At 57.8% G+C, this 25,468-nt stretch carries 20 protein-coding genes and 5 pseudogenes; 15 read left to right on the top strand and 10 right to left on the bottom strand.

Annotation, left to right across the window (positions count from 1 at the left end; translation table 11 throughout):
• Window positions 1–48: 48 nt before the first annotated feature.
• Window positions 49–1,113, top strand: coding sequence for an oxygen-dependent tRNA uridine(34) hydroxylase TrhO (locus tag ABOC21_RS15025; protein WP_426815120.1), 1,065 nt, complete (start codon window positions 49–51; stop codon window positions 1,111–1,113).
• Here ABOC21_RS15025 and ABOC21_RS15020 read toward each other — a convergent pair.
• The 7 genes and pseudogenes from ABOC21_RS15020 to mdtH form a co-directional block, all read right to left on the bottom strand.
• Window positions 1,099–1,212, bottom strand: a complete 114-nt coding sequence (locus ABOC21_RS15020) for a YceO family protein (protein ID WP_426815119.1) — start codon at window positions 1,210–1,212, stop codon at window positions 1,099–1,101. The two genes, ABOC21_RS15025 and ABOC21_RS15020, sit on opposite strands and share 15 nt — an antisense overlap.
• Before the next feature lie 73 nt (window positions 1,213–1,285).
• Window positions 1,286–2,405 (bottom strand): annotated as a pseudogene (gene solA / locus ABOC21_RS15015) (N-methyl-L-tryptophan oxidase).
• A 126-nt stretch (window positions 2,406–2,531) separates the two neighbouring features.
• Window positions 2,532–2,786, bottom strand: coding sequence for a biofilm formation regulator BssS (gene bssS, locus ABOC21_RS15010; RefSeq protein WP_041144949.1), 255 nt, complete (start codon window positions 2,784–2,786; stop codon window positions 2,532–2,534).
• A 390-nt stretch (window positions 2,787–3,176) separates the two neighbouring features.
• Window positions 3,177–3,428 carry a DNA damage-inducible protein I gene (gene dinI, locus ABOC21_RS15005; protein ID WP_426815118.1) on the bottom strand — a complete coding sequence of 84 codons (252 nt, stop codon included), beginning with the start codon at window positions 3,426–3,428 and terminating at the stop codon, window positions 3,177–3,179.
• A gap of 71 nt (window positions 3,429–3,499) precedes the next feature.
• Window positions 3,500–4,546, bottom strand: coding sequence for a dihydroorotase (gene pyrC / locus ABOC21_RS15000; RefSeq protein WP_426815117.1), 1,047 nt, complete (start codon window positions 4,544–4,546; stop codon window positions 3,500–3,502).
• Between the two features lie 123 nt (window positions 4,547–4,669).
• Window positions 4,670–5,230, bottom strand: a complete 561-nt coding sequence (locus ABOC21_RS14995; RefSeq protein WP_426815116.1) for a lipoprotein — start codon at window positions 5,228–5,230, stop codon at window positions 4,670–4,672.
• Between the two features lie 113 nt (window positions 5,231–5,343).
• Window positions 5,344–6,553, bottom strand: a pseudogene (gene mdtH / locus ABOC21_RS14990) (multidrug efflux MFS transporter MdtH).
• A gap of 229 nt (window positions 6,554–6,782) precedes the next feature.
• On the opposite strand from mdtH, the gene rimJ reads away from it, so the two are divergent.
• From rimJ to murJ, 4 genes and pseudogenes are all read left to right on the top strand, one after another.
• Window positions 6,783–7,367: a ribosomal protein S5-alanine N-acetyltransferase gene (gene rimJ / locus ABOC21_RS14985; protein WP_426815115.1), complete on the top strand. Its 585-nt coding sequence runs from the start codon at window positions 6,783–6,785 to the stop codon at window positions 7,365–7,367.
• A gap of 9 nt (window positions 7,368–7,376) precedes the next feature.
• On the top strand, window positions 7,377–8,024 hold the full coding sequence (locus ABOC21_RS14980; protein ID WP_426815114.1) for a YceH family protein: 648 nt from the start codon (window positions 7,377–7,379) through the stop codon (window positions 8,022–8,024).
• A 2-nt stretch (window positions 8,025–8,026) separates the two neighbouring features.
• Window positions 8,027–8,950 carry a Gfo/Idh/MocA family protein gene (locus ABOC21_RS14975; protein ID WP_426815113.1) on the top strand — a complete coding sequence of 308 codons (924 nt, stop codon included), beginning with the start codon at window positions 8,027–8,029 and terminating at the stop codon, window positions 8,948–8,950.
• 111 nt (window positions 8,951–9,061) lie between these two features.
• A pseudogene (gene murJ / locus ABOC21_RS14970) lies at window positions 9,062–10,599 on the top strand (murein biosynthesis integral membrane protein MurJ).
• Between the two features lie 53 nt (window positions 10,600–10,652).
• On the opposite strand, the gene ABOC21_RS14965 reads toward murJ, so the two are convergent.
• Entirely contained in the window at window positions 10,653–11,867 is a 1,215-nt protein-coding gene (locus ABOC21_RS14965; protein ID WP_426815112.1) for an MFS transporter, read from the bottom strand.
• Between the two features lie 16 nt (window positions 11,868–11,883).
• Here ABOC21_RS14965 and ABOC21_RS14960 point away from each other — a divergent pair.
• Window positions 11,884–12,913, top strand: a pseudogene (locus ABOC21_RS14960) (LysR family transcriptional regulator).
• Between the two features lie 39 nt (window positions 12,914–12,952).
• Here ABOC21_RS14960 and rne read toward each other — a convergent pair.
• A pseudogene (rne, locus tag ABOC21_RS14955) lies at window positions 12,953–16,329 on the bottom strand (ribonuclease E).
• Between the two features lie 823 nt (window positions 16,330–17,152).
• Here rne and rluC point away from each other — a divergent pair.
• Entirely contained in the window at window positions 17,153–18,106 is a 954-nt protein-coding gene (gene rluC / locus ABOC21_RS14950; protein WP_426815502.1) for a 23S rRNA pseudouridine(955/2504/2580) synthase RluC, read from the top strand.
• A gap of 84 nt (window positions 18,107–18,190) precedes the next feature.
• Here the strand turns inward: rluC and ABOC21_RS14945 are convergent, their stop codons facing one another.
• Complete coding sequence (locus ABOC21_RS14945) at window positions 18,191–18,775, bottom strand: Maf family protein (RefSeq protein ID WP_426815111.1); 585 nt, start codon at window positions 18,773–18,775, stop codon at window positions 18,191–18,193.
• 141 nt (window positions 18,776–18,916) lie between these two features.
• Between ABOC21_RS14945 and yceD the strand changes: the two genes are divergently transcribed.
• The 8 genes from yceD (at window position 18,917) to fabF (ending at window position 25,354) form a co-directional block, all read left to right on the top strand.
• On the top strand, window positions 18,917–19,438 hold the full coding sequence (gene yceD, locus ABOC21_RS14940; RefSeq protein WP_426815110.1) for a 23S rRNA accumulation protein YceD: 522 nt from the start codon (window positions 18,917–18,919) through the stop codon (window positions 19,436–19,438).
• A 16-nt stretch (window positions 19,439–19,454) separates the two neighbouring features.
• Window positions 19,455–19,628 (top strand): 50S ribosomal protein L32, encoded by a 174-nt coding sequence (gene rpmF, locus ABOC21_RS14935; RefSeq protein ID WP_003857964.1) that lies wholly within the window; start codon window positions 19,455–19,457, stop codon window positions 19,626–19,628.
• Between the two features lie 150 nt (window positions 19,629–19,778).
• A complete protein-coding gene (plsX, locus tag ABOC21_RS14930) occupies window positions 19,779–20,876 on the top strand; it encodes a phosphate acyltransferase PlsX (protein WP_426815109.1) in 1,098 nt (365 codons plus the stop codon).
• Between the two features lie 54 nt (window positions 20,877–20,930).
• The gene (locus ABOC21_RS14925; RefSeq protein ID WP_426815108.1) at window positions 20,931–21,884 is read left to right on the top strand and encodes a beta-ketoacyl-ACP synthase III; all 954 of its coding nucleotides are present in this window, start codon (window positions 20,931–20,933) and stop codon (window positions 21,882–21,884) included.
• A 15-nt stretch (window positions 21,885–21,899) separates the two neighbouring features.
• Window positions 21,900–22,829, top strand: coding sequence for an ACP S-malonyltransferase (gene fabD / locus ABOC21_RS14920; RefSeq protein WP_426815107.1), 930 nt, complete (start codon window positions 21,900–21,902; stop codon window positions 22,827–22,829).
• Window positions 22,830–22,841: 12 nt separating this feature from the next.
• Window positions 22,842–23,576 carry a 3-oxoacyl-ACP reductase FabG gene (gene fabG / locus ABOC21_RS14915; protein WP_041144966.1) on the top strand — a complete coding sequence of 245 codons (735 nt, stop codon included), beginning with the start codon at window positions 22,842–22,844 and terminating at the stop codon, window positions 23,574–23,576.
• A gap of 210 nt (window positions 23,577–23,786) precedes the next feature.
• On the top strand, window positions 23,787–24,023 hold the full coding sequence (acpP, locus tag ABOC21_RS14910) for an acyl carrier protein (protein WP_000103754.1): 237 nt from the start codon (window positions 23,787–23,789) through the stop codon (window positions 24,021–24,023).
• Window positions 24,024–24,112: 89 nt separating this feature from the next.
• Window positions 24,113–25,354 carry a beta-ketoacyl-ACP synthase II gene (fabF, locus tag ABOC21_RS14905; RefSeq protein ID WP_426815106.1) on the top strand — a complete coding sequence of 414 codons (1,242 nt, stop codon included), beginning with the start codon at window positions 24,113–24,115 and terminating at the stop codon, window positions 25,352–25,354.
• The last annotated feature ends 114 nt before the right edge of the window (window positions 25,355–25,468 follow it).

Genomic DNA, 25,468 nt, shown 5'->3' with positions numbered 1-25,468 from the left:
TGATGCCGGCCGTTTGTTTTACTCATTTTTATGTCGAGCAGGTACACCATGCCAGTGTTACATAACCGCATTGCAAATGAGACGTTAAAAGCGCAGATGTTGGCCGAGACCGAGCCGCGCACGACGATCTCTTTCTATAAGTACTTCACCATCGTTGACCCAAAAGCGACGCGCGACGCCCTGTGGATTGCGCTCACAAAGCTAAACGTGTTTGGCCGTATTTACCTGGCCCACGAAGGGATCAATGCGCAAATCAGCGTCCCGCAAAGCCGCGTCGAGGCCCTGCGCGAATATCTGTACGCCTTCGACCCGGCGCTGGAAGGGCTGCGCATGAACGTCGCCCTTGACGACGACGGGAAATCGTTTTGGGTGCTGCGCCTGAAGGTGCGCGACCGAATTGTCGCCGACGGTATCGATGATGAGACGTTTGATGCCTCTAACGTCGGTGACTACCTGAAGGCGGCGGAAGTTAACGCGATGCTGGATGACCCCGACGCGGTCTTTATCGATATGCGCAACCATTACGAATACGAAGTGGGGCATTTCGAGAAGGCGATGGAGATTCCCGCCGATACTTTCCGCGATCAGCTGCCGAAGGCGGTTGAGATGATGCAGGAGCATAAGGATAAAAAAATCGTTATGTACTGTACCGGCGGCATCCGCTGCGAAAAAGCCAGCGCCTGGATGAAGCACAACGGCTTCAGTAAGGTCTGGCACATTGAAGGCGGCATCATTGAGTACGCGCGTCGCGCGCGCGAGCAGGGTCTGCCGGTGCGCTTTATCGGTAAAAACTTTGTTTTTGATGAGCGCATGGGCGAACGTATTTCTGACGATATCATCGCACACTGTCATCAGTGCGGCGCGCCCTGCGATAGCCACACTAACTGCCTGAACGATGGCTGCCATCTGCTGTTTATTCAGTGTCCGAGCTGCGCGGAGAAGTTTGCCGGCTGCTGCAGCGAATCCTGCATGGAAGAGCACAAGCTGCCGGAAGAGGAGCAGCGCAGGCTGCGGGCCGGGCGTGAGAACGGGAATAAGATCTTCAATAAATCTCGCGGGCGTCTGAATACCAAACTGGGGATCCCGGATCCTGAGCCTTCAGAAAAACCATAGCCAGACAAGGTCGATGACCGCCAGCAGCAGCCACAGCGCGAGATAAATCATAAAGTGCTCGCGGACGTTGTTGATCAGTAAGTCATACAGGCGACGCATAGGATCTCTCAGTGATAAACGGCCTCCGGTGAGGCCGTTTTTTTATCGGCGCGCTGGCACCGCGGGGTGGCTATTATTGCTGAAAGCGCGCCAGCGAGAAGGGGGTCAGATCAAAGGTCGGCGATTCTCCCCGGGCAAACTGGACGGCAATCTCGCCCAAAACCGGAGCAAATTTAAAACCATGACCGCTTAATCCGCTAATCAGCAACGTCTGCGGATGACCGGGGAGGGTATCGATAATGAAGTCCTCATCCGGCGTATTGTCGTAGGTGCAGGATGCGCCGTGCAGGCAGCCGCCGATGCCGGGCAGGACGTTACGCAGGAAATTGAATGATTCCGAACCGTCCGTCGCTACGCTGCCAAACGGCGTGCGCTCTTCCGCGGTGGAGATGAGCTGTCCGCCGTTGTGCTTGCCGATTTTCAGTTCATTATCCTCCGCCGGGAAGCCGTAGAACTGATCGCCGTTGGGCAGCTCGCCGGTAAACGCCGGAAAGTTATTTTTGCTGCTGTAGCGGCCATCGGCCTGGAACCAGGCGAAGATTTTGCGCACCGGCTGAACCGGCAGATCCGGCAGCAGGCGGGTTACCCAGGTACCGGCGCTGATCAGCAGCTTTTTCGCACTGTACTGGCCATCCGCGGTGTCGATAGTGACGCCATCCTGATGGTGATGGATCGCGGTGACCGGACAGTTGAACAGCTGCGCGCAGCCCGCTTCACGGGCCAGGCGAATCCAGGTTTCAACGGCCAGTTCGCTGCGCAGGACGCCTGATGCCGGTTCAAATACCCCGCGATAGCCTTCTGGCAGGCGAATTTCCGGCCAGCGGGCCATAATAGCCCGGGCGTCCATCTCCTCAACGTTGAGCGCAAATTCGCGCGCGCTGTTCATGACGTTAGTGAGAAACGCGGATTCGGCCGGGCCGAGGTTAATCACCCCGGTACGCTCAAAAACGGCTTCACCGCTGAGGGTGGCCAGTTCGTCCCACAGACTGCTGCGCCCGCAGCACCAGCGGGACATAGCGTTCACCTTCACCATAGGCGTGGCGGATAAGGCGCGTGCTGCCATGATGGCTGCCTTCCTGATGCGGAGGCTGGTGGGCGTCGGTCATCAGCACGTTGAGTCCTGCGCGACGAGCGTAATAGCCTGCGGCGGCGCCGGTTGAGCCGCTGCCGATAATGATGAGGTCGTATTGCATGGTATGTTCCGGGTTTTTGCTTTATTAGCAGGGTAATTAACAACCCACACTTATACAAGTCTGAAAATAAATCAGGCACCAGTTCGGTGCCCGTTTAGTTAGAGTATATGGATGACAGCAGAATCACTAATGTCTGCGGTACTCATTGACCTGGTATTCACCTGCTTCAATCTTCGCAATGCCGGCTTCAAGGATAGAAATAAATTGACGTGCGACGTCCGTCGTCAGCCATAAAGTCTGGCCAATTTCAGCTTCATTACTGCTTTCATGAGTGGGGTTCTGGTAGTGCAGGCGCAGCATCAGCGCGTCGTAGCTATCTACGGTGCTGATGTCCCATCCGACGAGGGGATGGGTCTGGATGACTTCATTATTCTTTTCCATCATAACCCCTTATTCATATGTTAAAAGACAACAATTCTCGAGGTTTAATGCATGTTTTCTGAAGCAAGTTAATTATATCAGGAGTTAAGTATAAACTCGAGAAATTAACGCGAACGGGGCGAGCTTTTCTCTTTTTGTCGCTTTTTTGCGCAAATGATGTCCCGCTGTACGTTATTTTGTAAGGAAATAATCAGCAAATTAAAGAAAAGTCTGAGTATTGGCGAAGGGAATAAAAAAAGCCGGGGCGACCCGGCAAAAGAAGCACAATGAGGGAGCAAATTAATTTGCTGTCCCGGTCAGACTTCGAACCGCATGAGCATTGCGCGGGCAAAAGCCTCGATTAATCGCCCGAGGCGTTCTGCGCCGCCGCTGTCATGCAGCCCAAACGACTCAGGGTACGTCGTGGATAAACCAGTCATCAGCGCTTTCCCAGGTTTCCTGCAGGATTTCGCTTATCCGGTCTTTATCTTCTTTAAGGCCACCAATAACGGAAAGATTGTTAGCGGTGGCGAAGCGTACGGTTACCTGGCTTGGTTTGGCCGGGAACTGCCGATCGATACGTCGGGAGAGTTCGCTATTCAGCGCTTCTAAAGCGCCGCTCGGTAAGGCGGTAGTTTTGGCGATAGAGACTTCGATGCGCATGATTGCCCCCTGTGTAATATACTGTTTATTTATACAGTGTAATTTCTCTATTTACAACAGAGGGCGGCGTTTTATTTTTTCATCGTCCAGCGTACGGTTTCGCCGGCGAGGAAGGGGACCAGCGTATCGTCGGGCAGAGCGATGCTCTCCGCCACCACGCTCTCTTCGCGCACCAGCTCAACAAAGCTCTCATTGACCGGCAGACCGTAGAAGCGCGGGCCGTTAAGCGAGCAAAACGCCTCGAAGTGCTGCAGCGCATTCATCTCTTCAAACACCGTTGCGTAGCTACCCAGCGCGGTTGGCGCATTAAAGCAGCCGGCGCATCCGCAGCTGGTTTCCTTGCGGTGACGGGCGTGCGGCGCGGAGTCGGTACCGAGAAACGCGCGGGTAAAGCCGCTGGCCACCAGCTCGCGCAGGGCCTGCTGGTGAATATTACGTTTCAGGATCGGCAGGCAGTAAAGGTGCGGACGAATACCGCCGACCAGCATGTGGTTGCGGTTAAACATCAGATGCTGCGGCGTAATGGTGGCGGCCAGCAGCTCGTTGCCATCGCGAACGTACTCTGCGGCATCCCTGGTGGTGATATGCTCGAATACCACCTTCAGGCCCGGCAGGCGCTGGCGCAGCGGCTCCATCACCGTTTCAATAAAGCGCGCCTCTCGATCGAAGATATCGATCTCCGCGTGAGTGACTTCACCGTGTACCAGCAGCGGCATGCCGAGTTTTTCCATGCGCTCAAGCACCGGCATAATGGTATCGATGCTGGTTACGCCGTGGCTGGAGTTAGTGGTGGCATTGGCCGGATAGAGTTTAGCCGCGGTGAACACGCCGGCCGCAAATCCGCGCTCCAGCTCGGCGGGATCGAGCGTATCGGTCAGGTAGCAGGTCATCAGCGGGGTAAAGTCATGCCCGGCGGGCACGGCGTTAAGGATCCGCTGACGATAGGCGACGGCGGCTTCAACGGTGGTGACAGGCGGCGCCAGATTCGGCATCACGATCGCCCGACCATAAAACTCGCTGGTGTAAGGCACGACGGTTTCCAGCATATCGTCATCGCGCAGATGGATGTGCCAGTCGTCAGGGCGACGGATTTTCAGTACCTGGGGTTGTGCTGTCATGGAAGGCTCCGGCTAATAGGTTCAGTCATCAGGGCTGTTTTTCACCGGGCACAAAGGATAAGCGTAAACGTTTTCCTTTGCATCAACTTCCGTAAAAAAACGGGCGCCCTGGCGCCCGCGATGTTAATTGGTGAAGGGGATGATTATCTCTCCCGGCTTGACCTCGATGCCTTTGGCGTACTTTTTCGCCAGCGCTTCGCCGGTGCTGGCATCTTCGCGCAGAACGTAGGCGGGCTGCTGGTTAAAATAGCTGCGCAGGGATTGGTTCAGGTAGGGGATCAGCGTCTGCACGACCGACTGCAGCTTCTCCGGCGCGACTTTCGCATCGACGACTTCCATCTCCTGCAGGAAGATCGCCCCTTTTTCCTTATTGAATACCGGCAGCGCTTTCAGCTTAAGGTCAATAGTGGCTTTTTGATTGCCGAACAGCGAATTGAGATCGAGGTTGGCAACGCCGCTGAGAGTCACTTTATTCGGCTCCTCGCGGCCAATCGCGCTGGTTAAATCGTGCAGCTCAATATGCGCATCCGCCACGCCCGGCAGGCCGATGTCCTTGGCGAAGTTATTACGTTTCTGCAGCGCCTGGTTAATTTCCTGTTCGCTTACCGAATACTGCGTAAGCTGGTTACAGCCGCTCAGGAGGCCGCTTACGATCAGCGCGGCCGCGATAAACATCTTTTTCATTGGGTTCCTTAACGTAATGCGATGGGCTCATCCTGACACAAAGCAGCATGGCCTGCCAGCATCGTAGGCGCTAGCGGAAAATGCTGAAAATCAGCCTGGCTATACGCAGCGACTCAGGTTCGTGGCTCCAGCATACCGGAGGCTGAACGCTTCGCGCTGAACTGCCACCACAGGGCGATAAAGGTGATAAAGCCGATAATACCCAGCATCAGCCAGGGTAGTTCCGGCTGATTGACCGCTTTACCGGCGTCAAACAGCCACCCGCCGCCGGCGTAGCCGAAGGCGCCGCCGAAGGCCAGCCCCAGTCGACTGAAACCCATGTAGCTGCCGCGCGCGCGGGCGTCGGCCAGCGAGGCGCCCAGGGTTTCACGCGCCGGCTCCGCGATGATTGAACCCATATAGAAAATGCAAATCAGCGTAAACAGTCTGCTGCAGGTTGCTGGTTAACCCAATCGGCAGCATGGCGAGCGTCATGACCAGCAGACCGGCCATCAGCCGGTGCTCCAGCCGATAGCGCTTTTCGCTCCAGCGGGCAATCGGATACAGCAGCGTCAGCGATATCGTCGCTTCGATGGCATACATCCATTTGACCGCCGAAGGGGAGCCCGCGATGTCGTTGACCATAATCGGCAGCATCAGCATTACCTGCACTGCCAGCATGTAATAGCCGGTGAGCGTCAGGACATAGATCACGAAGCGCCTGTCGCGCAGCACGCGCCCCAGCCCCTCGCGTACCGGCGTTTTCACCGTCGACAGCTTCCAGGCCGGGAGATACCAGGCGTTGAAGCCGGCGCAGGCGACAAACAGCGCCGCGCCTACGCTGCAGACGAGGCGGAAATCGTACTGTAACAACCAGCTGCCGAGCAGAGCGCCGATGACCGCCCCGGCGCTGTCCTGCATCATCAGGAGCGAAAAGAAGCGACCGCGCTGATGCGGGCGCACCAGCTTCACCACCAGCGCCGCGCGCGGCGGGTCAAATAGCGTACCGCCGAGGCCCGAGAGAATGCAGGAGAACCATAGCACCCACGGTTCATGGGCCACCGCCATCGCGGCAAAGCCGCCCGCGCGCATCAGCATGCCGGTGACGATCATCGGCTTGGCGCCGAAACGGTCGGCAACCGCGCCGCCAAAAATTCCCAGCCCCTGCTGCACCAGCTGGCGCAGGCCGAGGGCGATCCCGACCATCAGCGCGGCCCAGCCCATCTGGTCGACAAAGCGAATGGAAATCAGCGGGAAGACGACAAAAAAGCCGAGAACGACCAGCATGTTATCGACCAACAGGAAGTATTTACCCAGGCTCCTTGCCTGCGATACGCGGGACATTTCCCCTCTTGGGAAAATAGAGATTAGCCCTTCTAGTGTGCGGGGAAGCCCGGGCGTTTCCCAGCGGACTTGCGACAATATTTTTTTATCAAAAAGCAAGTTTGATAGAGGCTATTCATCGAAAAGGGGAGATGGTGCAGAAAATGGTATGTTGCTGTTTTCACACCGTCGTTCAGGACAGGTATAGTGAAGGGTGCAGGGTAATCAGTCTGGGGAACAGGAGAGGGGAATGTTTGGCTATCGCAGTAACGTACCAAAGGTGCGTTTGACGACGGACAGGCTGGTGACGCGGCTGGTCCACGATCGTGACGCCTGGCGTCTGGCCGACTACTACGCGGAGAATAAAGGGTTCTTAAAACCCTGGGAGCCGGTGCGCGACGACAGCCACTGCTACCCCTCCGGCTGGCAGGCGCGCTTGTCGATGATTTCGGAGTTTCATAAACAGGGATCGGCGTTCTACTTTGCGCTCCTCGATCCGCAAGAGAAAGAGATAGTCGGCGTGGCGAATTTTTCGAACGTGGTGCGCGGCTCGTTTCACGCCTGCTACCTCGGCTACTCCATCGGCGAGAAGTGGCAGGGACAGGGGCTGATGTTTGAAGCGCTGACCTCGGCAATTCGCTATATGCAGCGCACGCAGCATATTCATCGCATTATGGCCAACTATATGCCGCACAATCAGCGCAGCGGCGCTTTGCTGGCGCGTCTTGGCTTTGAAAAAGAGGGCTACGCCAAAGATTATCTGTTAATCGATGGCCAGTGGCGTGACCACGTACTGACGGCGTTGACGACACCGGGCTGGATCCCGGGTCGCTAAGGAGAGAGCATGAAATATCAGTTAAGCGCGCACGAAGCGCGCGTTATTGGCTGCCTGCTGGAGAAACAGATCACGACGCCGGAGCAGTATCCTCTATCGGTCAACGCGGTGGTGACCGCCTGTAACCAGAAAACCAACCGGGAGCCGGTGATGTCGCTCAGCGAAAGCGACATTCAGGATCTGCTGGATACGCTGGTTAAGCGCCACTTTCTGCGCACGGTGAGCGGATTTGGCAACCGGGTGACCAAATATGAGCAGCGCTTTTGCAATTCCGAGTTCGGCGATCTGAAGCTGACGCCGGCGGAGGTGGCGGTGGTCACGACGCTGCTGCTGCGCGGCGCGCAGACGCCGGGCGAACTGCGCAGCCGGGCGCAGAGAATGTACGAATTCAGCGATATGGCGGAGATCGAAAACGTACTCGAGAAGCTGGCAGGCCGCGATGACGGCCCGTTCGTCGCCCGTTTGCCCCGCGAACCGGGGAAACGCGAATGCCGCTACATGCATCTGTTCTGCGATGATATGGATTCGCTGATTACGGCGGTAGAGACGGTATCGCCGTCGGGAGACGATCTCCAGGCTCGGGTTGAGGCGCTGGAGGCCGAAGTGGCGGAGCTAAAAGAGCGGCTGGCATCGCTGCTGGCCCATCTGGGGGATTAATCGTGACGGCTAAACTACGCGTTGGAGTGGTGGGACTGGGCGGCATTGCGCAGAAGGCCTGGCTGCCGGTATTAGGCGCCGCGGACGGCTGGACGCTGCAGGCGGCCTGGTCACCGGGTAAAGAGAAGGCGCTGCGCATCTGCGAAACCTGGCGCATTCCCTACGCCGATTCCCTGGAGCAGCTGGCGGCGCAGTGCGACGCGGTCTTTGTCCATACCTCGACGGCCTCGCACTTTGAGGTCGTCAGCCGGCTGCTAAATGCCGGAGTGCACGTCTGCGTGGATAAACCGCTGGCGGATAAGCTCAGCGAAGCCGAATCCCTGGTCGAGCTGGCCGCCCGCCGCGGGCTGACGCTGATGGTCGGCTTTAACCGCCGCTTTGCGCCGCTTTACCGCGAACTGAAGGCGCATCTGGATGACGCCGCCTCGCTGCGCATGGATAAGCATCGCAGCGACAGCGTCGGTCACGATCTGCGCTTTACCCTGCTTGACGACTATCTGCACGTGGTCGATACCGCGCTGTGGCTGGCGGGCGGCAAGGCGCGTCTGAGCGGCGGCCTGCTGCAAACCACCGCCCAGGGCGAAATGCTCTATGCCGAACACCGCTTCAGCTCGCCGCAGCTGGAGATCACCACCAGCATGCACCGGCGCGCCGGCAGCCAGCGGGAGTGGGTGCAGGCGGTTACCGACGGCGGCCTGTACGAGGTTCGCGATATGCGCGAGTGGCAGGAAGAGCGCGGCCAGGGCGTGGTTCAGCGGCCGGTTCCCGGCTGGCAAACCACCCTTGAGCAGCGCGGATTTGTCGGCTGCGCGCGTCATTTTATCGAATGCGTGCAAAATCAGACGGTTCCTGAAACCGCTGGCGAACAGGCGCTGCTGGCCCAGCGCATCGTTGAAAAGCTGTGGCACGAGGCGATGAGCGAATAATTCGTTGTAACAACTGGCAGTAGTATTTCATGACGAACCCGGTAGACTATCGCCACTTTCCAGCGCCCGCCATTGCGGGCGTTTTACTTCAGGGTTGTGGAAAACACCTTAATGAACCTTTTAAAATCACTGGCGGCAGTCAGTTCGATGACCATGTTTTCGCGCGTGCTGGGCTTTGCGCGAGATGCTATCGTCGCGCGTATTTTTGGCGCAGGCATGGCGACGGACGCCTTTTTTGTGGCGTTCAAATTACCCAATCTGCTGCGCCGCATTTTTGCCGAAGGCGCGTTTTCTCAGGCGTTTGTGCCGATACTGGCTGAATATAAAAGCAAGCAGGGCGAAGATGCCACTCGCGTATTCGTGGCCTATGTTTCGGGTCTCCTGACGCTGGTTCTGGCGGTAGTGACCGTGCTCGGCATGCTGGCCGCGCCCTGGGTCATCACCGTGACCGCGCCGGGGTTTGCCGACTCCCCGGATAAGTTTGCGCTGACGACGCAGCTGCTGCGCATCACTTTCCCCTATATTTTGCTTATCTCGCTGGCCTCATTAGTCGGCGCGATCCTCAATACCTGGAACCGTTTTTCCGTTCCCGCCTTTGCGCCCACCTTTCTTAACGTCAGCATGATTGGCGTTGCGCTATTTGCGGCGCCGTATTTCCACCCGCCGATGCTGGCCATGGCGTGGGCGGTTACCGTCGGCGGCGTGCTGCAGACTGGCCTATCAGCTGCCGCATCTGAAAAAAATCGGCATGCTGGTGCTGCCGCGTATCAATCTGAAAGACGCCGGGGCGGTGCGGGTAGTAAAACAGATGGGGCCGGCGATCCTCGGCGTATCCGTTAGCCAGATTTCGCTGATTATCAATACGATATTCGCCTCTTTCCTCGTTTCCGGGTCGGTATCCTGGATGTACTACGCCGATCGTCTGATGGAGTTTCCCTCCGGCGTGCTGGGCGTGGCGCTGGGGACCATTCTGCTGCCGTCGCTGTCGAAAAGCTTCGCCAGCGGCAATCATGACGAGTACTGCCGGCTGATGGACTGGGGGCTGCGTCTCTGCTTCCTGCTGGCCTTGCCGAGCGCGGTGGCGCTGGGGATCCTCGCGAAGCCGCTGACGGTCGCCCTGTTCCAGTACGGCAAGTTTAACGCCTTCGATGCGGCCATGACCCAGCGCGCGCTGGTGGCCTATTCGGTCGGGCTGATGGGGCTGATTGTCGTTAAGGTTCTGGCGCCGGGGTTCTACTCGCGCCAGGATATTAAAACGCCGGTTAAAATCGCTATCGTCACCCTGATTATGACCCAGGTGATGAACCTGATTTTTATCGGCCCGCTGAAGCATGCCGGTCTGTCGCTCTCTATCGGGCTTGCCGCCTGCCTCAACGCCGCGCTGCTTTACTGGCAGACTGCGTAAGCAAAAAATATTCACCCCGCAGCCGGGCTGGTTTACCTTCCTGCTACGTCTGGTGATCGCGGTGCTGGTGATGTCTGCGGCGCTGCTCGGGATGATGTCTATCATGCCGGAGTGGTCCCAGGGGACCATGCCGTTCCGTCTGCTGCGCCTGATGGCGGTGGTGGGGGTGGGCGTGGTAGCCTACTTTGCCAGCCTGCTGCTGCTGGGCTTCCGGGTGAAAGAGTTTGCCCGACGTACGGCCTGAAGCTAAACGCCGGGTAAGAAAAAGACCCGTTCCGCAGCGCGGAGCGGGTTTTTTTATTCTCCTGCGCGCTGCAGCGCCGCGATCCGCGCGTTTTCCAGCAGGCGAATCGCAAGGGCGATTGCGCCCGCGGCCACGGCGAGGATCACTACGCCGCTCCAGCCGGCTATCACGTACAGTTTGCTGCCGAGCACGGAACCGAGCGACATGCCAATAAAGACCCCGGTGAACAGCAGGGCGTTGAGCCTGCCGCGGGCCTGCGGTTCCAGGCCGTAGACCAGATTCTGGTGCGCCACGAGGCTTGACTGCAGCCCAAGGTCGAAGCCGATAGCCGCGATAGCGATCAGCACCAGCTGGCCGTGGGGCGGCAGCGCCGGCATCAGGAGCATCAGGGCAAAAGAGAGGGTAACCAGCGCGGCGCCCAACTGGGTGACTTTCCCGGCGCCGTATTTATCCGCCAGTCCTCCGGCCAGCGGCGCGGCGAGCGCTCCCGCGGCCCCGGCGATGCCGAAGCTGCCGGCAACCGCGCTGCCCAGCTGATAGCGTTCGAACAGCATCACCGCCAGCGTTGACCAGAAGGCGCTGAAGGCGATGGAGAGGAAACCCTGCGCCAGCGCGGCGCGGCGCAGAGCGGGATAACGCTGCCAGAGATGCGCCATCGACTTCATCAGCTGCGGATAGCTCAGCGCGGAGTGAATTTCAAACCGCGGCACCACGCGCCATATCAGCAGGCCAATCAGCGCGATACTCACCGCCGCGGCCTGGTACATGACCCGCCAGCCAAACAGCGCGCCGACCACGCCGCTCACCGTTCTTGAGAGCAGAATACCCAGCAACAGGCCGGTCATGACCGTGCCCACCATTTTCCCCTGTTTCCCCGCCGGGGCGAGGATGGCGGCCGCCGGAACGATATCCTGCGCCATCGTCGCCGCCATGCCGATCAGCAGGCTGACGATCAGCAGGGAAGTGATCTGCCCCGTCAGGCTACACAGCAGCAGGAGCACGGCCAGCGCCGCGCTTTTCAGTAAAATCAGCGTACGGCGGTCATGACGATCGCCCAGCGGCAGAAGAAACAGAATGCCTAGCGCATAGCCCGCCTGAGTCAGGGTAGGAACCAGCCCCATGCCTTCGACGCTGAGATGCAGGTTGGCACCCATTAATGGCAGCAGCGGCTGGGCGTAGTAAATCGAGGCGACGCTAAAGCCGGCGCCCAGCGCGAGTATGAAGATAATCCAGCCGGCTTCGCGGGAGGATAGTGTTGTCGGTGCCATGGTAAAGCCCTCGTAGATGCGATGGCGCTATTTTTCCCTGAATCAGGCTGGCGCGGTAGATAGCGTGGTGGTAAAACGGTTATACGTAAAACGTATAGGCATAGTAAATATGAAGCGTCAGGAACGTATAGACAGGATTGAACTGATGCGTACCTTTATTCGAATCGTCGAAGCCGGGTCGCTTTCTGCCGCCGCGCTTCAGACTGACTACGACCCAGGCGACGGTAAGCCGGCGGCTGCAGTCGCTGGAGGGTCTGCTGGGCAGTAAGCTGATTCTGCGCACCACCCACGCGATGAAGCTGACCGACGACGGCGAGCGCTGCTATCAGCATGCGCGTCGGGTGGTCGATGCGTGGCTGGCGCTGGAGGACGATCTGCGCATTGCCGATGACCGGCCCGTCGGCGTGCTGCGGGTACGCGCGCCGCACGCTTTTGGTCAGCAGCAACTGCTGGGGCCGCTGGTCAGCTTCCTGCAGCGCTATCCGCAGCTGTCCGTCGAGTGGATGCTGAATGATAAAAACGTCGATTTTCTCAGCGATAATATCGATTGTGCGATTCGCGTGGGGGCCGAAGTGGACCCGGAGACGGTATCGGTGCTGCTGGCTGAGGTACCGCGCAGCGTGGTTGCCGCTCCCTCGCTGCTGGCGCGCTACCCGACATTAGAAACGCCGCAGGAGATGTCGCAGCTGCCGTGGGTGGCGATCAGCACCTTTTATCAGCATGAGGTGAAGTTACTCCATCAGGAGTGTAATCAGCAGCAGGTTTTCGGCATCGTGCCGTGCCTGAGCACCGACAGCGTATACGTGGCGCGCAATACCGCGCTGGCGGGATTGGGAGTAGCTATCGTTTCAAGCTGGGCTGTGGGGGAGGATATCGCCGCCGGGCGGCTGGTTGAGCTTTTCCCGCAGTGGCGAGCCTCGTCCCTGCCGGTCCATCTGGTCTATCCGTGGGCGCGGTACTATCCGACCCGTTTACGCAAGTTTCTCGATCTGATGCGCGAGGTCATGCCGCAGGTTGCCGGCATGCAGCATCCGGAAAGGGAATAAAAAAACCGGCCAGAGAGGCCGGTTTTTTAGGCTTAACGCTTACTCGACGGGCTGTGGGCGGGTAGGTTCCGCAGTCGCCTGATGCGTTGCGCTATGGCCGCCGGCAGAACCTTTGCCATCGAACGCGAACGACGGACGAACCCAGTCGCTGCGACGCGGCGCTTCCGGTTCGTAAGCCGGAGCCGGGGCGCGGGTCATCGGCGCGGTCGCGTGACGCTCAGAAACGATAACCGCTGCGGCGACGGGAGTCTGGCGCCACCGCGGCAACAGGGGCCGGCGCTGCTGCTGCCGGCGTTTCGTCAACAACCTGCGGCGCTGCCGCTTCTTCCGCTTCAACCACCGCTGCTGCAGTCGGCGCTTCGTCAACGCCCTGCGCTGCTACGGTTTCTTCCACTTCAGCCGGTGCGGCTGTCTGGATTGCCGGTGCTTCGTCAACGACGGCGGCTTCAGGCTCGGCGGCAGCCTGCTCAACCTCGGCGGCTTCGTCTGCGGCTGCAGATTCAGCGGCGATAGCCGGCTCGGCTACGGTTTCGGGTTCAGCTACGGTTTCAGCTACGACTTCCTCAGGGGCCGCCTGCGGTTCGCTGGCAGCGGCCTGCGGAGCCGGTTGTGACGCTTCAGCTTCGCTGGCGGCGACTTCAGCCACTACCGGAGCGCTGGCTTCAGCAACGGCCGGTTCGCTAACGGTCTGCTCAGCAATTACCGGCTCAGCGACGGCAACCGGCGCTGCGGCTTCGGCAACGAAAGCCTGAACCTGTTGCTCTTCCTGCTGCTGTTCCTGCGGACGGACTACCGGGTAACGGATCCACACTTTACCCGAAGCCATTTCCGGCGATGCGCAGGCTATGGCCAGCGGCATCGGCGATTGGGTCGGATAACGCTCGTCGCGGTAACGACGACGACGCTGGCCGCTTACGCGCAGATGGCGCGGAGAGCGACGGGAGCGACGCGGCATCCCGTTAGCATCGCGAGATTCGCTGTTCTCTTCTTGCTCGACCGGGGCCTCAACCACCGCCGGCAGGTCAACCTTCGCCAGTTCAGTACGCGGTTCAGGCTTCGCTTTCTCAACCACGGCTTCAGCGGCCTGTACGGCGACTTCCGCTACCCCGGACTCGATGCGAACCTTCTGGGCCAGCTGGCGAGGTTTACGACGCGGCATGTTCTGAACGCGCTCTTCCTGCTCGGTTTCCTGCAGAGCAACCGGCTCATCCTGCGCCTTAACGGCTTCCAGCGGCGCCTGACGCTTATCGTCATTATTACGACGACGGTTACGCTCACGGCGCGGCTGCTGCTCGTCGCGGGACTTCGCTTTCTCCGCTTCGTCGCCGGTCGCCTGGCGCGGTTCGCGCTGCTCAGCGTTCTGCTGCTGTTTCTCACGACGGTTACGGCGGTTCTCTTCGCGAGATTCACGAGATTCACGGCCTTCGCCATTTTCGACGCGGTTGTCGCGGTCGGCACGGTTATCGCGTTCTGCGCGGTTGTCACGATTTTCGCGGTTGTCACGATTTTCGCGGTTATCGCGACTATCACGGCCTTCGCGATTGTCACGACGATCGTTGCGATCGCGGCGGTTATTCGCGCGCGGTTTACGGCGCTCCTGCGGACGTTCCGGCTTCTCTTCGGCTTTCTTCTCTTCCTGGACTTCAGCCGGTTTGGCTTCTTCCGCACCAGAGAAGATGTTTTTCAACGCGCCAAAGAAGCGAGAGAGCAGGCCTGGCTGGGCCGGAGCAGAGGCAACTACCGCGGTCGGTGCGCTGGCGGCTGCGGCGACGGCCGCAGGCACTTCATGCGCCGGCGCCGGCGGAGCATCCGGCATCACGAAGGTCGCCAGGGCCGGCTGTTCCTGACGTTTACGTTCCGCCGGTTCTTCATCGGTCGGCAGAGCCATCTCTTCTTCATGCAGCTTCGGCAGCAGATAGCTCAGGGTCGAGGTCTCTTCGCCTTTGCGCACGCGCAGCACGGAGTAGTGCGGGGTTTCCATCTGATCGTTTGGCACGATGATGACGCGCACGTCGCTCTGACGGGTCTCGATTGCACTTACCGCCGCGCGCTTCTCGTTCAGCAGATAGGAGGCGATTGGCACCGGAACGATCGCGTGAACTTCTTTGGTGTTCTCTTTCAGCGCTTCTTCTTCAATCAGGCGCAGAATGGAGAGCGACAGGGATTCGTTATCGCGCACGGTGCCGGTACCGCTGCAGCGCGGACAAACGTGATGGCTGGATTCTCCGAGCGATGGGCTCAGGCGCTGACGCGACATTTCGAGCAGGCCAAAGCGAGAAATATGGCTGATCTGGATGCGCGCGCGATCCTGACGGACGGCTTCGCGCAGGCGGTTTTCTACCGCACGCTGGTGGCGTACCGGGGTCATATCGATAAAGTCGATAACGATCAGACCGCCGAGGTCACGCAGGCGCAGGCTGACGGGCAATCTCGTCGGCCGCTTCCAGGTTGGTATTGAAGGCGGTTTCTTCGATGTCGCCGCCGCGGGTTGCGCGCGCGGAGTTGATATCGATTGCGGTCAACGCCTCGGTGCTATCGATAACGATAGAGCCGCCGGACGGCAGGCGCACTTCGCGCTGGAAAGCGGATTCGATCTGCGATTCGATTTGGTAGTGGCTGAACAGCGGGATTTCACCGGTGTAGAGCTTAATTTTGCTGCTGAAGTCCGGACGACCCAGCGCGGCAATGTGCTGACGAGCCAGCTCAAGCACTTTCGGGTTATCGATAAGAATTTCACCGATATCCTGACGCAGGTAGTCGCGGAACGCGCGCACGATGACGTTGCTTTCCTGGTGGATCAGGAACGGCGCCGGGCGGCTTTCTGCGGCTTTCTGGATAGCTTCCCAGTGCTTCAGGCGGAAGCTCAGGTCCCACTGCAGCGCTTCGGCAGATTTGCCGACGCCCGCGGTGCGCACAATCAGCCCCATACCGTCCGGCAGCTCGAGGCTGGCCAGCGCTTCTTTCAGCTCCGTGCGATCGTCACCCTCGATGCGGCGGGAAATACCGCCAGCGCGCGGGTTGTTCGGCATCAGTACCAGGTAGCTGCCTGCCAGGCTAATAAAGGTTGTGAGCGCGGCGCCTTTGTTGCCACGTTCTTCTTTATCAATCTGAACAATAACTTCCTGGCCTTCACGCAGCACGTCCTTAATGTTCGGACGGCCATGAGCGTTGTAGCTGGCAGGGAAGTATTCGCGGGCAATTTCTTTAAGAGGGAGGAAACCATGACGCTCGGCGCCGTAATCAACAAATGCGGCCTCCAGGCTAGGTTCAATGCGGGTGATTTTGCCTTTGTAGATGTTCGCTTTTTTCTGTTCGTGCCCGGGGCTTTCGATATCCAGGTCGTACAGGCGCTGCCCATCAACAAGGGCGACGCGCAACTCTTCCTGCTGAGTTGCGTTGATTAACATTCTTTTCATCGTAACTTACTCATTATTCTTACATTGACGACTAAGCTGCGGGCAGAGTAACGCCTTGCCGGGGGAAACCGATGGCCTCGTGTCTGTTTCACGTCGCCAACCTCACGGTTGTCGCGCGCTTAAGAGGCGCAGAGTGTCGGTCGCCTGCATTTCAAACGGAAACACAGCGCAATTGTCAGGGGAATTGCCTGGGATGTATCACCAGAGAAGATTCCATTTATACACTTCATGCATCGAGTCTGCTTCTGCACTGGCTGCGCTCGCTCATCCCTGTTACCTGGCGATGCCGGCTTCCGGGGATTCACTCTCTTGCTGCCATGACACATCTCGAATAATTTTGCGTATATTCTATCGTCTTTCACGTTGCAGGCGTGTTGGCTTAACCTGCTCATCACAATCATGTGATTATAATGAGCACCCGGGGATACCCGGAGTCGACGCCTTCCTGCGACGTGAAATCCATAGAGCCTGTACCGGTAAGGACTGCAACCCGCAGCCCGCTAACTGTCTGAAAGATCAATACGTCTTACGCCATTGCTGCGTTGATGATCGGTCAGACAAAATTGGTCATTCCGCTAATCCCTTGTTCTAACAAGATTCAACACGGAAAACGGCATCATTATTCCATTGCTAAGCTTGTTATAGCAAGTTGACTTTTACCTTTTATCACCCGGTTACTCACAGTTTTATCACCGGCGTATACAGATTGTTCTAATAACAAACAAAACGACGATGACGCATACGATGAAAACCGGATAATGATAAATATAAGCATATAAAAATGAGTGGCGCTAATGCGTCGGGCTATTTAGAATCGCGCACCATGAAAACTGAGACCCCAAGCGTAAAAATGGTTGCTATTACCGCCGATGAAGCGGGGCAACGTATCGATAACTTTTTGCGTACGCAGCTTAAGGGCGTACCGAAGAGCATGATTTATCGCATCCTGCGTAAAGGCGAGGTGCGGGTGAACAAAAAGCGCGTTAAGCCTGAGTATAAGCTGGAAGCGGGCGACGAGATCCGTATTCCGCCGGTACGCGTTGCCGAGCGTGAGGAGGAGGCGGTCTCCCCACATCTGCAAAAAGTAGCGGCTTTGACGGAGGTGATTCTGTATGAAGACGATCATATCCTGGTGCTCAACAAGCCTTCTGGTACCGCGGTTCACGGCGGTAGCGGCCTGAGCTTTGGCGTGATTGAAGGCCTGCGCGCGCTGCGGCCGGAAGCGCGCTTCCTCGAGCTGGTGCACCGCCTTGACCGCGATACCTCCGGCGTGCTGCTGGTGGCGAAGAAACGTTCCGCGCTGCGTTCGCTGCACGAGCAGCTGCGCGATAAGGGGATGCAGAAGGATTATCTGGCGCTGGTGCGCGGCCAGTGGCAGTCGCATACCAAAGTGGTCCAGGCGCCGCTGCTGAAAAACATCCTGCAAAGCGGCGAGCGTATCGTGCGCGTCAATCAGGAAGGCAAGCCGTCGGAAACCCGCTTTAAGGTAGAAGAGCGCTTTACCGACGCTACGCTGGTGCGCTGCAGTCCGGTGACCGGTCGCACCCATCAGATTCGCGTGCATACGCAGTATGCCGGGCACCCGATCGCGTTTGACGATCGTTACGGCGATCGGGAATTTGATAAGCAGCTCACGGGTACCGGCCTCAATCGCCTGTTCCTGCACGCCGCGGCGCTGAAGTTTACCCACCCGGGAACGGGGGAGGTGATGCGCGTTGAGGCGCCGCTGGATAGCCAGCTCAAAGGCTGCCTGCAGGTGCTACGCGCCAGGAAGTAGCGGGACGGCGGATGCGCTATCCGCCGCCTTCACCGCCCGGGCCGATGAGCCTGCGGCGGTGATTCGCCGGATGCGGTCCGCGCATCAGGCGAGCAGCGGGTTATAGCCTTCTCTGCGCAGCATTTGACAGAGCGCAATCAGCGGCAGGCCAACCAGCGTATTGGGATCCCGGCCTTCCAGGCGCTCGAAAAGCGTGATCCCCAGCCCTTCGCTTTTAAAGCTCCCGGCGCACTGCAGCGGGTTCTCTTTGCGCACGTAGGTCTCTATCTCCCGGTCGCTTAAATGGCGAAAATGAACGTCAAAGGGCTCACATTCGGTTTGCAGATGGCCGTTCGCCGAATTATAGAGCGCCAGCCCGGTGTAAAAGGTCACGATGGTGCCGCTGGCTTTTCTTAACTGCAGGCGGGCGTTCTCTTCGCTATGCGGTTTACCGGTTATTTCGCCATCAAGGACGCAAACCTGATCGGAGCCTATAATTAAATGCTGCGGGTAGCGGGCGGCGAGAATTTGCGCCTTAGCCTGCGCCAGACGCACCACCAGCTGGCGAGCGGACTCTCCGGGATGCGGCGTTTCATCGACCTCAGGCGCCGCGCATTCAAACGGTACCGCCAGCTTTTCCAGCAGCATCCGCCGCCAGGGTGAGGTCGACGCCAGGATAAGCTCAGACATATTTTTTCATCCACATATAGCGCTTCGAAGAGCATCATTTTAAACTATGGGCCGCAATGTGTGCGAATAAATGGCAAAAGGCAACCTGAGGCTGCCTTTTTCTTTGACTCTATGACATTACAAAGTTAATATGCGCGCCCTATGCAAAAAGTAAAATTACCCCTGACTCTTGATCCGGTTCGCACGGCTCAAAAACGCCTTGATTACCAGGGCATTTATGTCCGCGATCAGGTAGCGCGTGTGGCCGATTCTGTAGTCAGCGTGGACAGCGATGTGGAATGCAGCATGTCGTTCGCTATTGATAACCAGCGTCTTGCCGTTATAACCGGCGATGCGAAGGTGTCAGTAACCCTCGAATGTCAGCGTTGCGGGAAACCGTTCCCCCATCATGTCCACACAACGTATTGTTTCAGCCCGGTCAGAAATGACGAACAGGCCGAAGCACTGCCGGAAGCGTATGAGCCGATTGAGGTTAACGAATTCGGTGAAATCGATCTGCAGGCGTTGGTTGAGGATGAAGTTATTCTCTCCCTGCCGGTAGTTCCGGTGCATGATTCTGAACACTGTGAAGTGTCCGACGCGGACATGGTCTTTGGTGAACTGCCTGAAGAGGCACAGAAGCCAAACCCATTTGCCGTATTAGCCAGCTTAAAGCATAAGTAATTGAGGAGTAAGGTCCATGGCCGTACAACAGAATAAACCAACCCGTTCCAAACGTGGCATGCGTCGTTCCCATGACGCTCTGACCGCAGTCACCAGCCTGTCTGTAGACAAAACCTCTGGTGAGAAGCACCTGCGTCACCACATCACTGCCGACGGTTTCTACCGCGGTCGCAAGGTTATCACTAAGTAATCACGCGATACTCTGTGAATTTCGTGTTGCAGAAAGCCCGCGCAGCTAGCGGTTCTGCGGCATGAGGGACAACGAGTATAAGCGTGGTGAAGCTTAGTGAGGATTTCCCCAGGTAACTGGGGAATAACCGAACCGGGCAGCGACGATACCTTGACACGTCTAACCCTGGCGTTAGATGTCATGGGGGGCGATTTTGGTCCTTCCGTGACGGTGCCTGCAGCACTGCAGGCACTGACCTCTAATTCGCAACTCACACTTCTTTTAGTCGGCGACCCCGACGCCATCACGCCATTACTTGCCAAAGCTGATTTCGAGCAACGTTCGCGTCTGCAGGTTATTCCTGCGCAGTCAGTTATTGCCAGTGATGCGCGACCCGCGCAGGCGATTCGCAGCAGCCGCGGCAGCTCAATGCGCATGGCGCTCGAGCTGGTGAAAGAGGGGCGGGCAGAGGCCTGCGTCAGCGCGGGCAATACCGGCGCGCTGATGGGGCTGGCAAAATTATTGCTCAAGCCCATAGAGGGGATTGAGCGCCCGGCGCTGGTGACGATACTGCCGCACCAGCAGAAGGGAAAAACGGTGGTGCTGGATCTTGGCGCCAACGTCGACTGCGACAGCACAATGCTGGTCCAGTTTGCGGTGATGGGGGCGGTACTGGCGGAAGAAGTGGTCGGTATTAAAAACCCCCGCGTCGCGCTGCTGAATATTGGCGAAGAAGAGATGAAGGGCCTCAGCAGCATTCGCGACGCCGCGGCGGTTTTGAAAAAGCTGCCGTCCCTCAACTATATAGGCTATCTTGAAGCCAATGAACTATTGACGGGCAAAACCGACGTCATGGTTTGTGATGGATTCACGGGCAACGTCACATTAAAAACCATGGAAGGCGTTGTCAGAATGTTCCTTTCGCTGCTGAAATCGCAGGGAGAGGGCAAAAAACGGTCGTGGTGGCTGCTGTTATTGAAACGTTGGTTACAAAAAAGCCTCGCAAGGCGATTCAGTCACCTCAACCCCGACCAGTATAATGGCGCCTGTCTGTTAGGATTGCGCGGTTCCGTGATTAAGAGTCATGGTGCTGCCAATCAGCGCGCCTTTAGCGTTGCAATAGAGCAGGCAGTGCAGGCGGTGCAGCGGCAGATACCTCAACGGATCGCCGCTCGCCTGGAATCTTTATACCCAGCAGGTTTCGAACTGCCGGTGGGCGGCAAAAGCGGGAACTCCCGACAGCAAAGCGGGACGAACGAGCAGGACTGACGCCCCGGCGGTTTGAACAAGGCGGGTATGTTACCCAAGAGTGACTGAGCGTACATGTATACGAAGATTATTGGTACCGGCAGCTATCTGCCCGAGCAAGTGCGTACTAACGCCGACCTGGAAAAAATGGTAGATACGTCTGACGAGTGGATTGTCACCCGTACGGGTATCCGTGAACGTCGTATTGCCGCACCGAATGAGACCGTCGCTACGCTGGGTTTTGAAGCTGCAAAAAATGCGCTGGAGATGGCGGGCGTTAAGCCGGAGCAAATTGGTCTGATTATCGTTGCGACCACCTCCGGCACCCACGCGTTTCCGAGTTCGGCCTGTCAGATTCAGTCTATGCTGGGAATTAACGGCTGCCCGGCGTTTGACGTTGCCGCGGCCTGTGCCGGCTTTACCTATGCCCTGAGCATCGCCGATCAGTACGTCAAAAACGGCGCGGTAGACTACGCGCTGGTTATTGGCGCTGACGTTCTGGCGCGCACCTGCGATCCTGCCGATCGCGGGACGATCATTATTTTTGGCGACGGCGCCGGCGCCGTTGTGCTGGGTGCATCTGCCGAGCCGGGGATCATCTCAACCCATCTGCACGCCGACGGCCGCTACGGCGAGCTGTTAACGCTGCCGAACGCCGATCGCGTAGATCCGGAAAATCCGATCTACCTGACGATGGCGGGTAATGAAGTCTTTAAAGTGGCGGTAACCGAGCTGGCGCATATCGTTGACGAAACGCTGACGGCGAACAACCTCGATCGTTCCGCGCTGGATTGGCTGGTGCCGCATCAGGCCAACCTGCGTATTATCAGCGCGACGGCGAAAAAGCTCGGAATGTCGATGGAGAACGTGGTGGTGACGCTCGATCGTCATGGCAATACCTCCGCCGCCTCCGTCCCCTGCGCGCTGGACGAAGCGGTGCGCGATGGCCGCATTCAGCGCGGTCAGCTGATTCTGCTGGAAGCCTTTGGTGGCGGTTTCACCTGGGGTTCCGCGCTGGTTCGTTTTTAGTATAAGGATTTAGAGATGACGCAATTTGCTTTTGTGTTCCCGGGACAGGGCTCGCAGGCGGTAGGAATGTTGTCCGATATGGCAGCAGCTTACCCCGTTATTGAAGAGACGTTCCGCGAAGCCTCCGCGGCGCTGGGTTACGATCTGTGGGCGCTTGCCCAGCAGGGCCCGGCAGAAGAGCTGAATAAAACCTGGCAGACCCAGCCCGCGCTGCTCACCGCCTCCGTGGCGCTGTACCGCGCGTGGCAGCAGCAGGGCGGCAAAGCGCCGGCGCTGCTGGCAGGCCATAGCCTGGGCGAATACTCGGCGCTGGTTTGTGCCGGGGTTCTCGACTTCGCCGACGCCGTGCGTCTGGTTGAAATGCGCGGCAAATTTATGCAGGAAGCGGTGCCGGAAGGTACCGGCGCCATGTCGGCCATCATTGGCCTCGACGATGCGTCCATTGCCAAAGCCTGCGAAGAGTCTGCCGAAGGCCAGGTGGTTTCACCGGTTAACTTCAACTCCCCGGGGCAGGTGGTTATCGCTGGCAACAAAGAGGCCGTAGAACGCGCCGGAGTCGCCTGTAAAGCCGCCGGCGCCAAGCGCGCGCTGCCGCTGCCTGTCAGCGTACCGTCCCACTGCGCGCTGATGAAGCCGGCGGCAGAGAAGCTGGCGGCTGAGCTGCAAAAAATCGCCTTTAACGCGCCGGCTATTCCGGTGGTGAACAACGTTGATGTGAAGTGCGAAACCGCGCCTGACGCCATTCGCGACGCCCTGATCCGCCAGCTGTACAGCCCGGTTCAGTGGACCAAAAGCGTTGAGTTTATGGCCTCTCAGGGCGTAGAACACCTGTATGAAGTGGGGCCGGGTAAAGTCCTCACCGGCCTGACTAAACGTATTGTTGACACCCTGACCGCTTCCGCGCTTAACGAGCCTGCAGCGCTGTCTGCGGCGCTTGAGCAATAAAAGAGGAATATCATGAGTTTTGAAGGAAAAATCGCGCTGGTTACCGGTGCAAGTCGCGGGATCGGCCGTGCAATCGCTGAAACGCTCGTTGCCCGCGGCGCGAAGGTTATCGGTACTGCCACCAGCGAGAGCGGTGCGCAGGCGATCAGCGACTATTTAGGGGCTAACGGTAAAGGTCTGCTGCTGAATGTGACCGACCCGGCATCTATCGAATCTGTTCTGGGAAATATTCGCGCAGAGTTTGGTGAAGTTGATATCCTGGTTAATAATGCCGGTATTACTCGTGATAACCTGTTAATGCGAATGAAAGATGACGAGTGGAACGATATTATCGAAACCAACCTGTCATCAGTTTTCCGTCTGTCAAAAGCAGTAATGCGCGCTATGATGAAAAAGCGTCACGGCCGCATTATTACTATCGGTTCTGTGGTCGGTACCATGGGAAATGCTGGTCAGGCTAACTACGCTGCGGCGAAAGCGGGTCTGATTGGTTTTAGTAAGTCGCTGGCACGTGAAGTCGCGTCCCGCGGTATTACTGTTAACGTTGTTGCTCCGGGCTTTATTGAAACGGACATGACGCGTGCGCTATCTGACGATCAGCGTGCGGGTATTCTGGCGCAAGTTCCGGCGGGTCGCCTCGGCGATGCAAAAGAAATCGCCAGTGCGGTTGCGTTTTTAGCTTCTGACGAAGCAGGTTACATCTCTGGTGAAACCCTGCACGTCAACGGCGGAATGTACATGGTCTGACCGAGTTTTGCGCAAAACGTTCAGGAACCGCGCAGTCTGTGCGATTCCGGGTACGGTTTTGTGCAAAATGATTTGCGTTATGAGGGCAAACAGCCGCAAAATAGCGTAAAATCGTGGTACGACCTGCCGGGATTTAGTTGCAAATTTTTCAACATTTTATACACTACGAAAACCATCGCGAAAGCGAGTTTTGATAGGAAATTTAAGAGTATGAGCACTATCGAAGAACGCGTTAAGAAAATCATCGGCGAACAGCTGGGCGTTAAGCAGGAAGAAGTTACCAACAATGCTTCCTTCGTTGAAGATCTGGGCGCTGATTCTCTTGACACCGTTGAGCTGGTAATGGCTCTGGAAGAAGAGTTTGATACTGAGATTCCGGACGAAGAAGCTGAGAAAATCACCACTGTTCAGGCTGCCATTGATTACATCAACGGTCACCAGGCGTAAGTGAACATCTCCAGGCGGTCATTCGACCGCCTGAGTTTTATCTTTAGTTTGTCCCACAAGAATTTATTTTCCCTCCCTGGAGGACAACCGTGTCTAAGCGTCGTGTAGTTGTGACCGGACTGGGCATGTTGTCTCCTGTCGGCAATACCGTAGAGTCTACCTGGAAAGCTCTCCTTGCCGGTCAGAGTGGCATCAGCCTGATCGACCATTTCGATACTAGCGCCTATGCAACAAAATTTGCTGGCTTAGTAAAGGATTTTAACTGTGATGACATCATCTCGCGCAAAGAGCAGCGCAAGATGGATGCCTTCATTCAATATGGAATTGTCGCTGGCGTTCAGGCCATGCAGGATTCTGGTCTTGAAATAACGGAAGAGAACGCGGACCGCATCGGCGCAGCTATTGGCTCCGGCATCGGCGGCCTCGGCCTGATCGAGGAAAACCACAGCTCGCTGACCAACGGCGGACCTCGTAAAATCAGCCCGTTCTTTGTACCGTCTACAATTGTTAACATGGTGGCCGGGCATCTGACCATCATGTTTGGCCTGCGTGGGCCGAGCATTTCCATTGCCACCGCCTGTACTTCCGGGGTGCATAACATCGGTCAGGCCGCGCGTATTATTGCGTACGGCGATGCCGACGCAATGGTTGCCGGCGGTGCGGAAAAAGCCAGTACCCCGCTCGGCGTGGGCGGCTTTGGCGCAGCCCGTGCGCTCTCTACTCGCAACGACAATCCGCAGGCGGCAAGTCGTCCGTGGGATAAAGATCGCGACGGCTTCGTGCTTGGCGACGGTGCGGGTATGGTGGTGCTTGAAGAGTACGAGCACGCTAAAAAACGCGGCGCGAAAATCTACGCGGAGATCGTCGGTTTTGGTATGAGCAGCGATGCTTACCACATGACCTCTCCTCCGGAGAACGGTGCGGGTGCGGCGCTGGCAATGGTTAACGCCATTCGCGATGCGGGCATTGAGCCGGGCCAGATTGCCTACGTCAACGCGCACGGTACTTCGACGCCAGCGGGCGATAAAGCGGAAACTCAGGCCGTTAAGTCAGTCTTTGGCGATGCGGCTCGCCGCGTGATGGTCAGCTCGACCAAATCGATGACCGGGCACCTGCTGGGCGCCGCAGGGGCGGTAGAGTCTATCTACTCAATCCTCGCGCTGCGCGATGGCGTGGTTCCGCCAACCATCAACCTGGATAATCCGGATGAGGGTTGCGACCTGGACTTCGTTCCGCACGAAGCGCGTCAGGTCTCCGGCATGGAGTACACTCTGTGCAACTCCTTCGGCTTTGGCGGCACCAACGGTTCGCTGATCTTTAAAAAGGTCTAAGCGCGTTAATCGCCTCATCCAGCCATGACTCAGGCCTGCATTTATGCGGGCCTTCTTTTTTCTTCAGCTTTCTCTGCTTGTCCCGCGTAATTCATCCTGCGACACTGGCGGGCC

The sequence above is a fragment of the Klebsiella sp. WOUb02 genome, assembly GCF_050058015.1.
Taxonomy (GTDB): Bacteria; Pseudomonadota; Gammaproteobacteria; order Enterobacterales; family Enterobacteriaceae; genus Klebsiella.
Note: the sequence above shows the minus strand (reverse complement) of the source record. Positions and strands in the feature narration are given on the sequence as shown.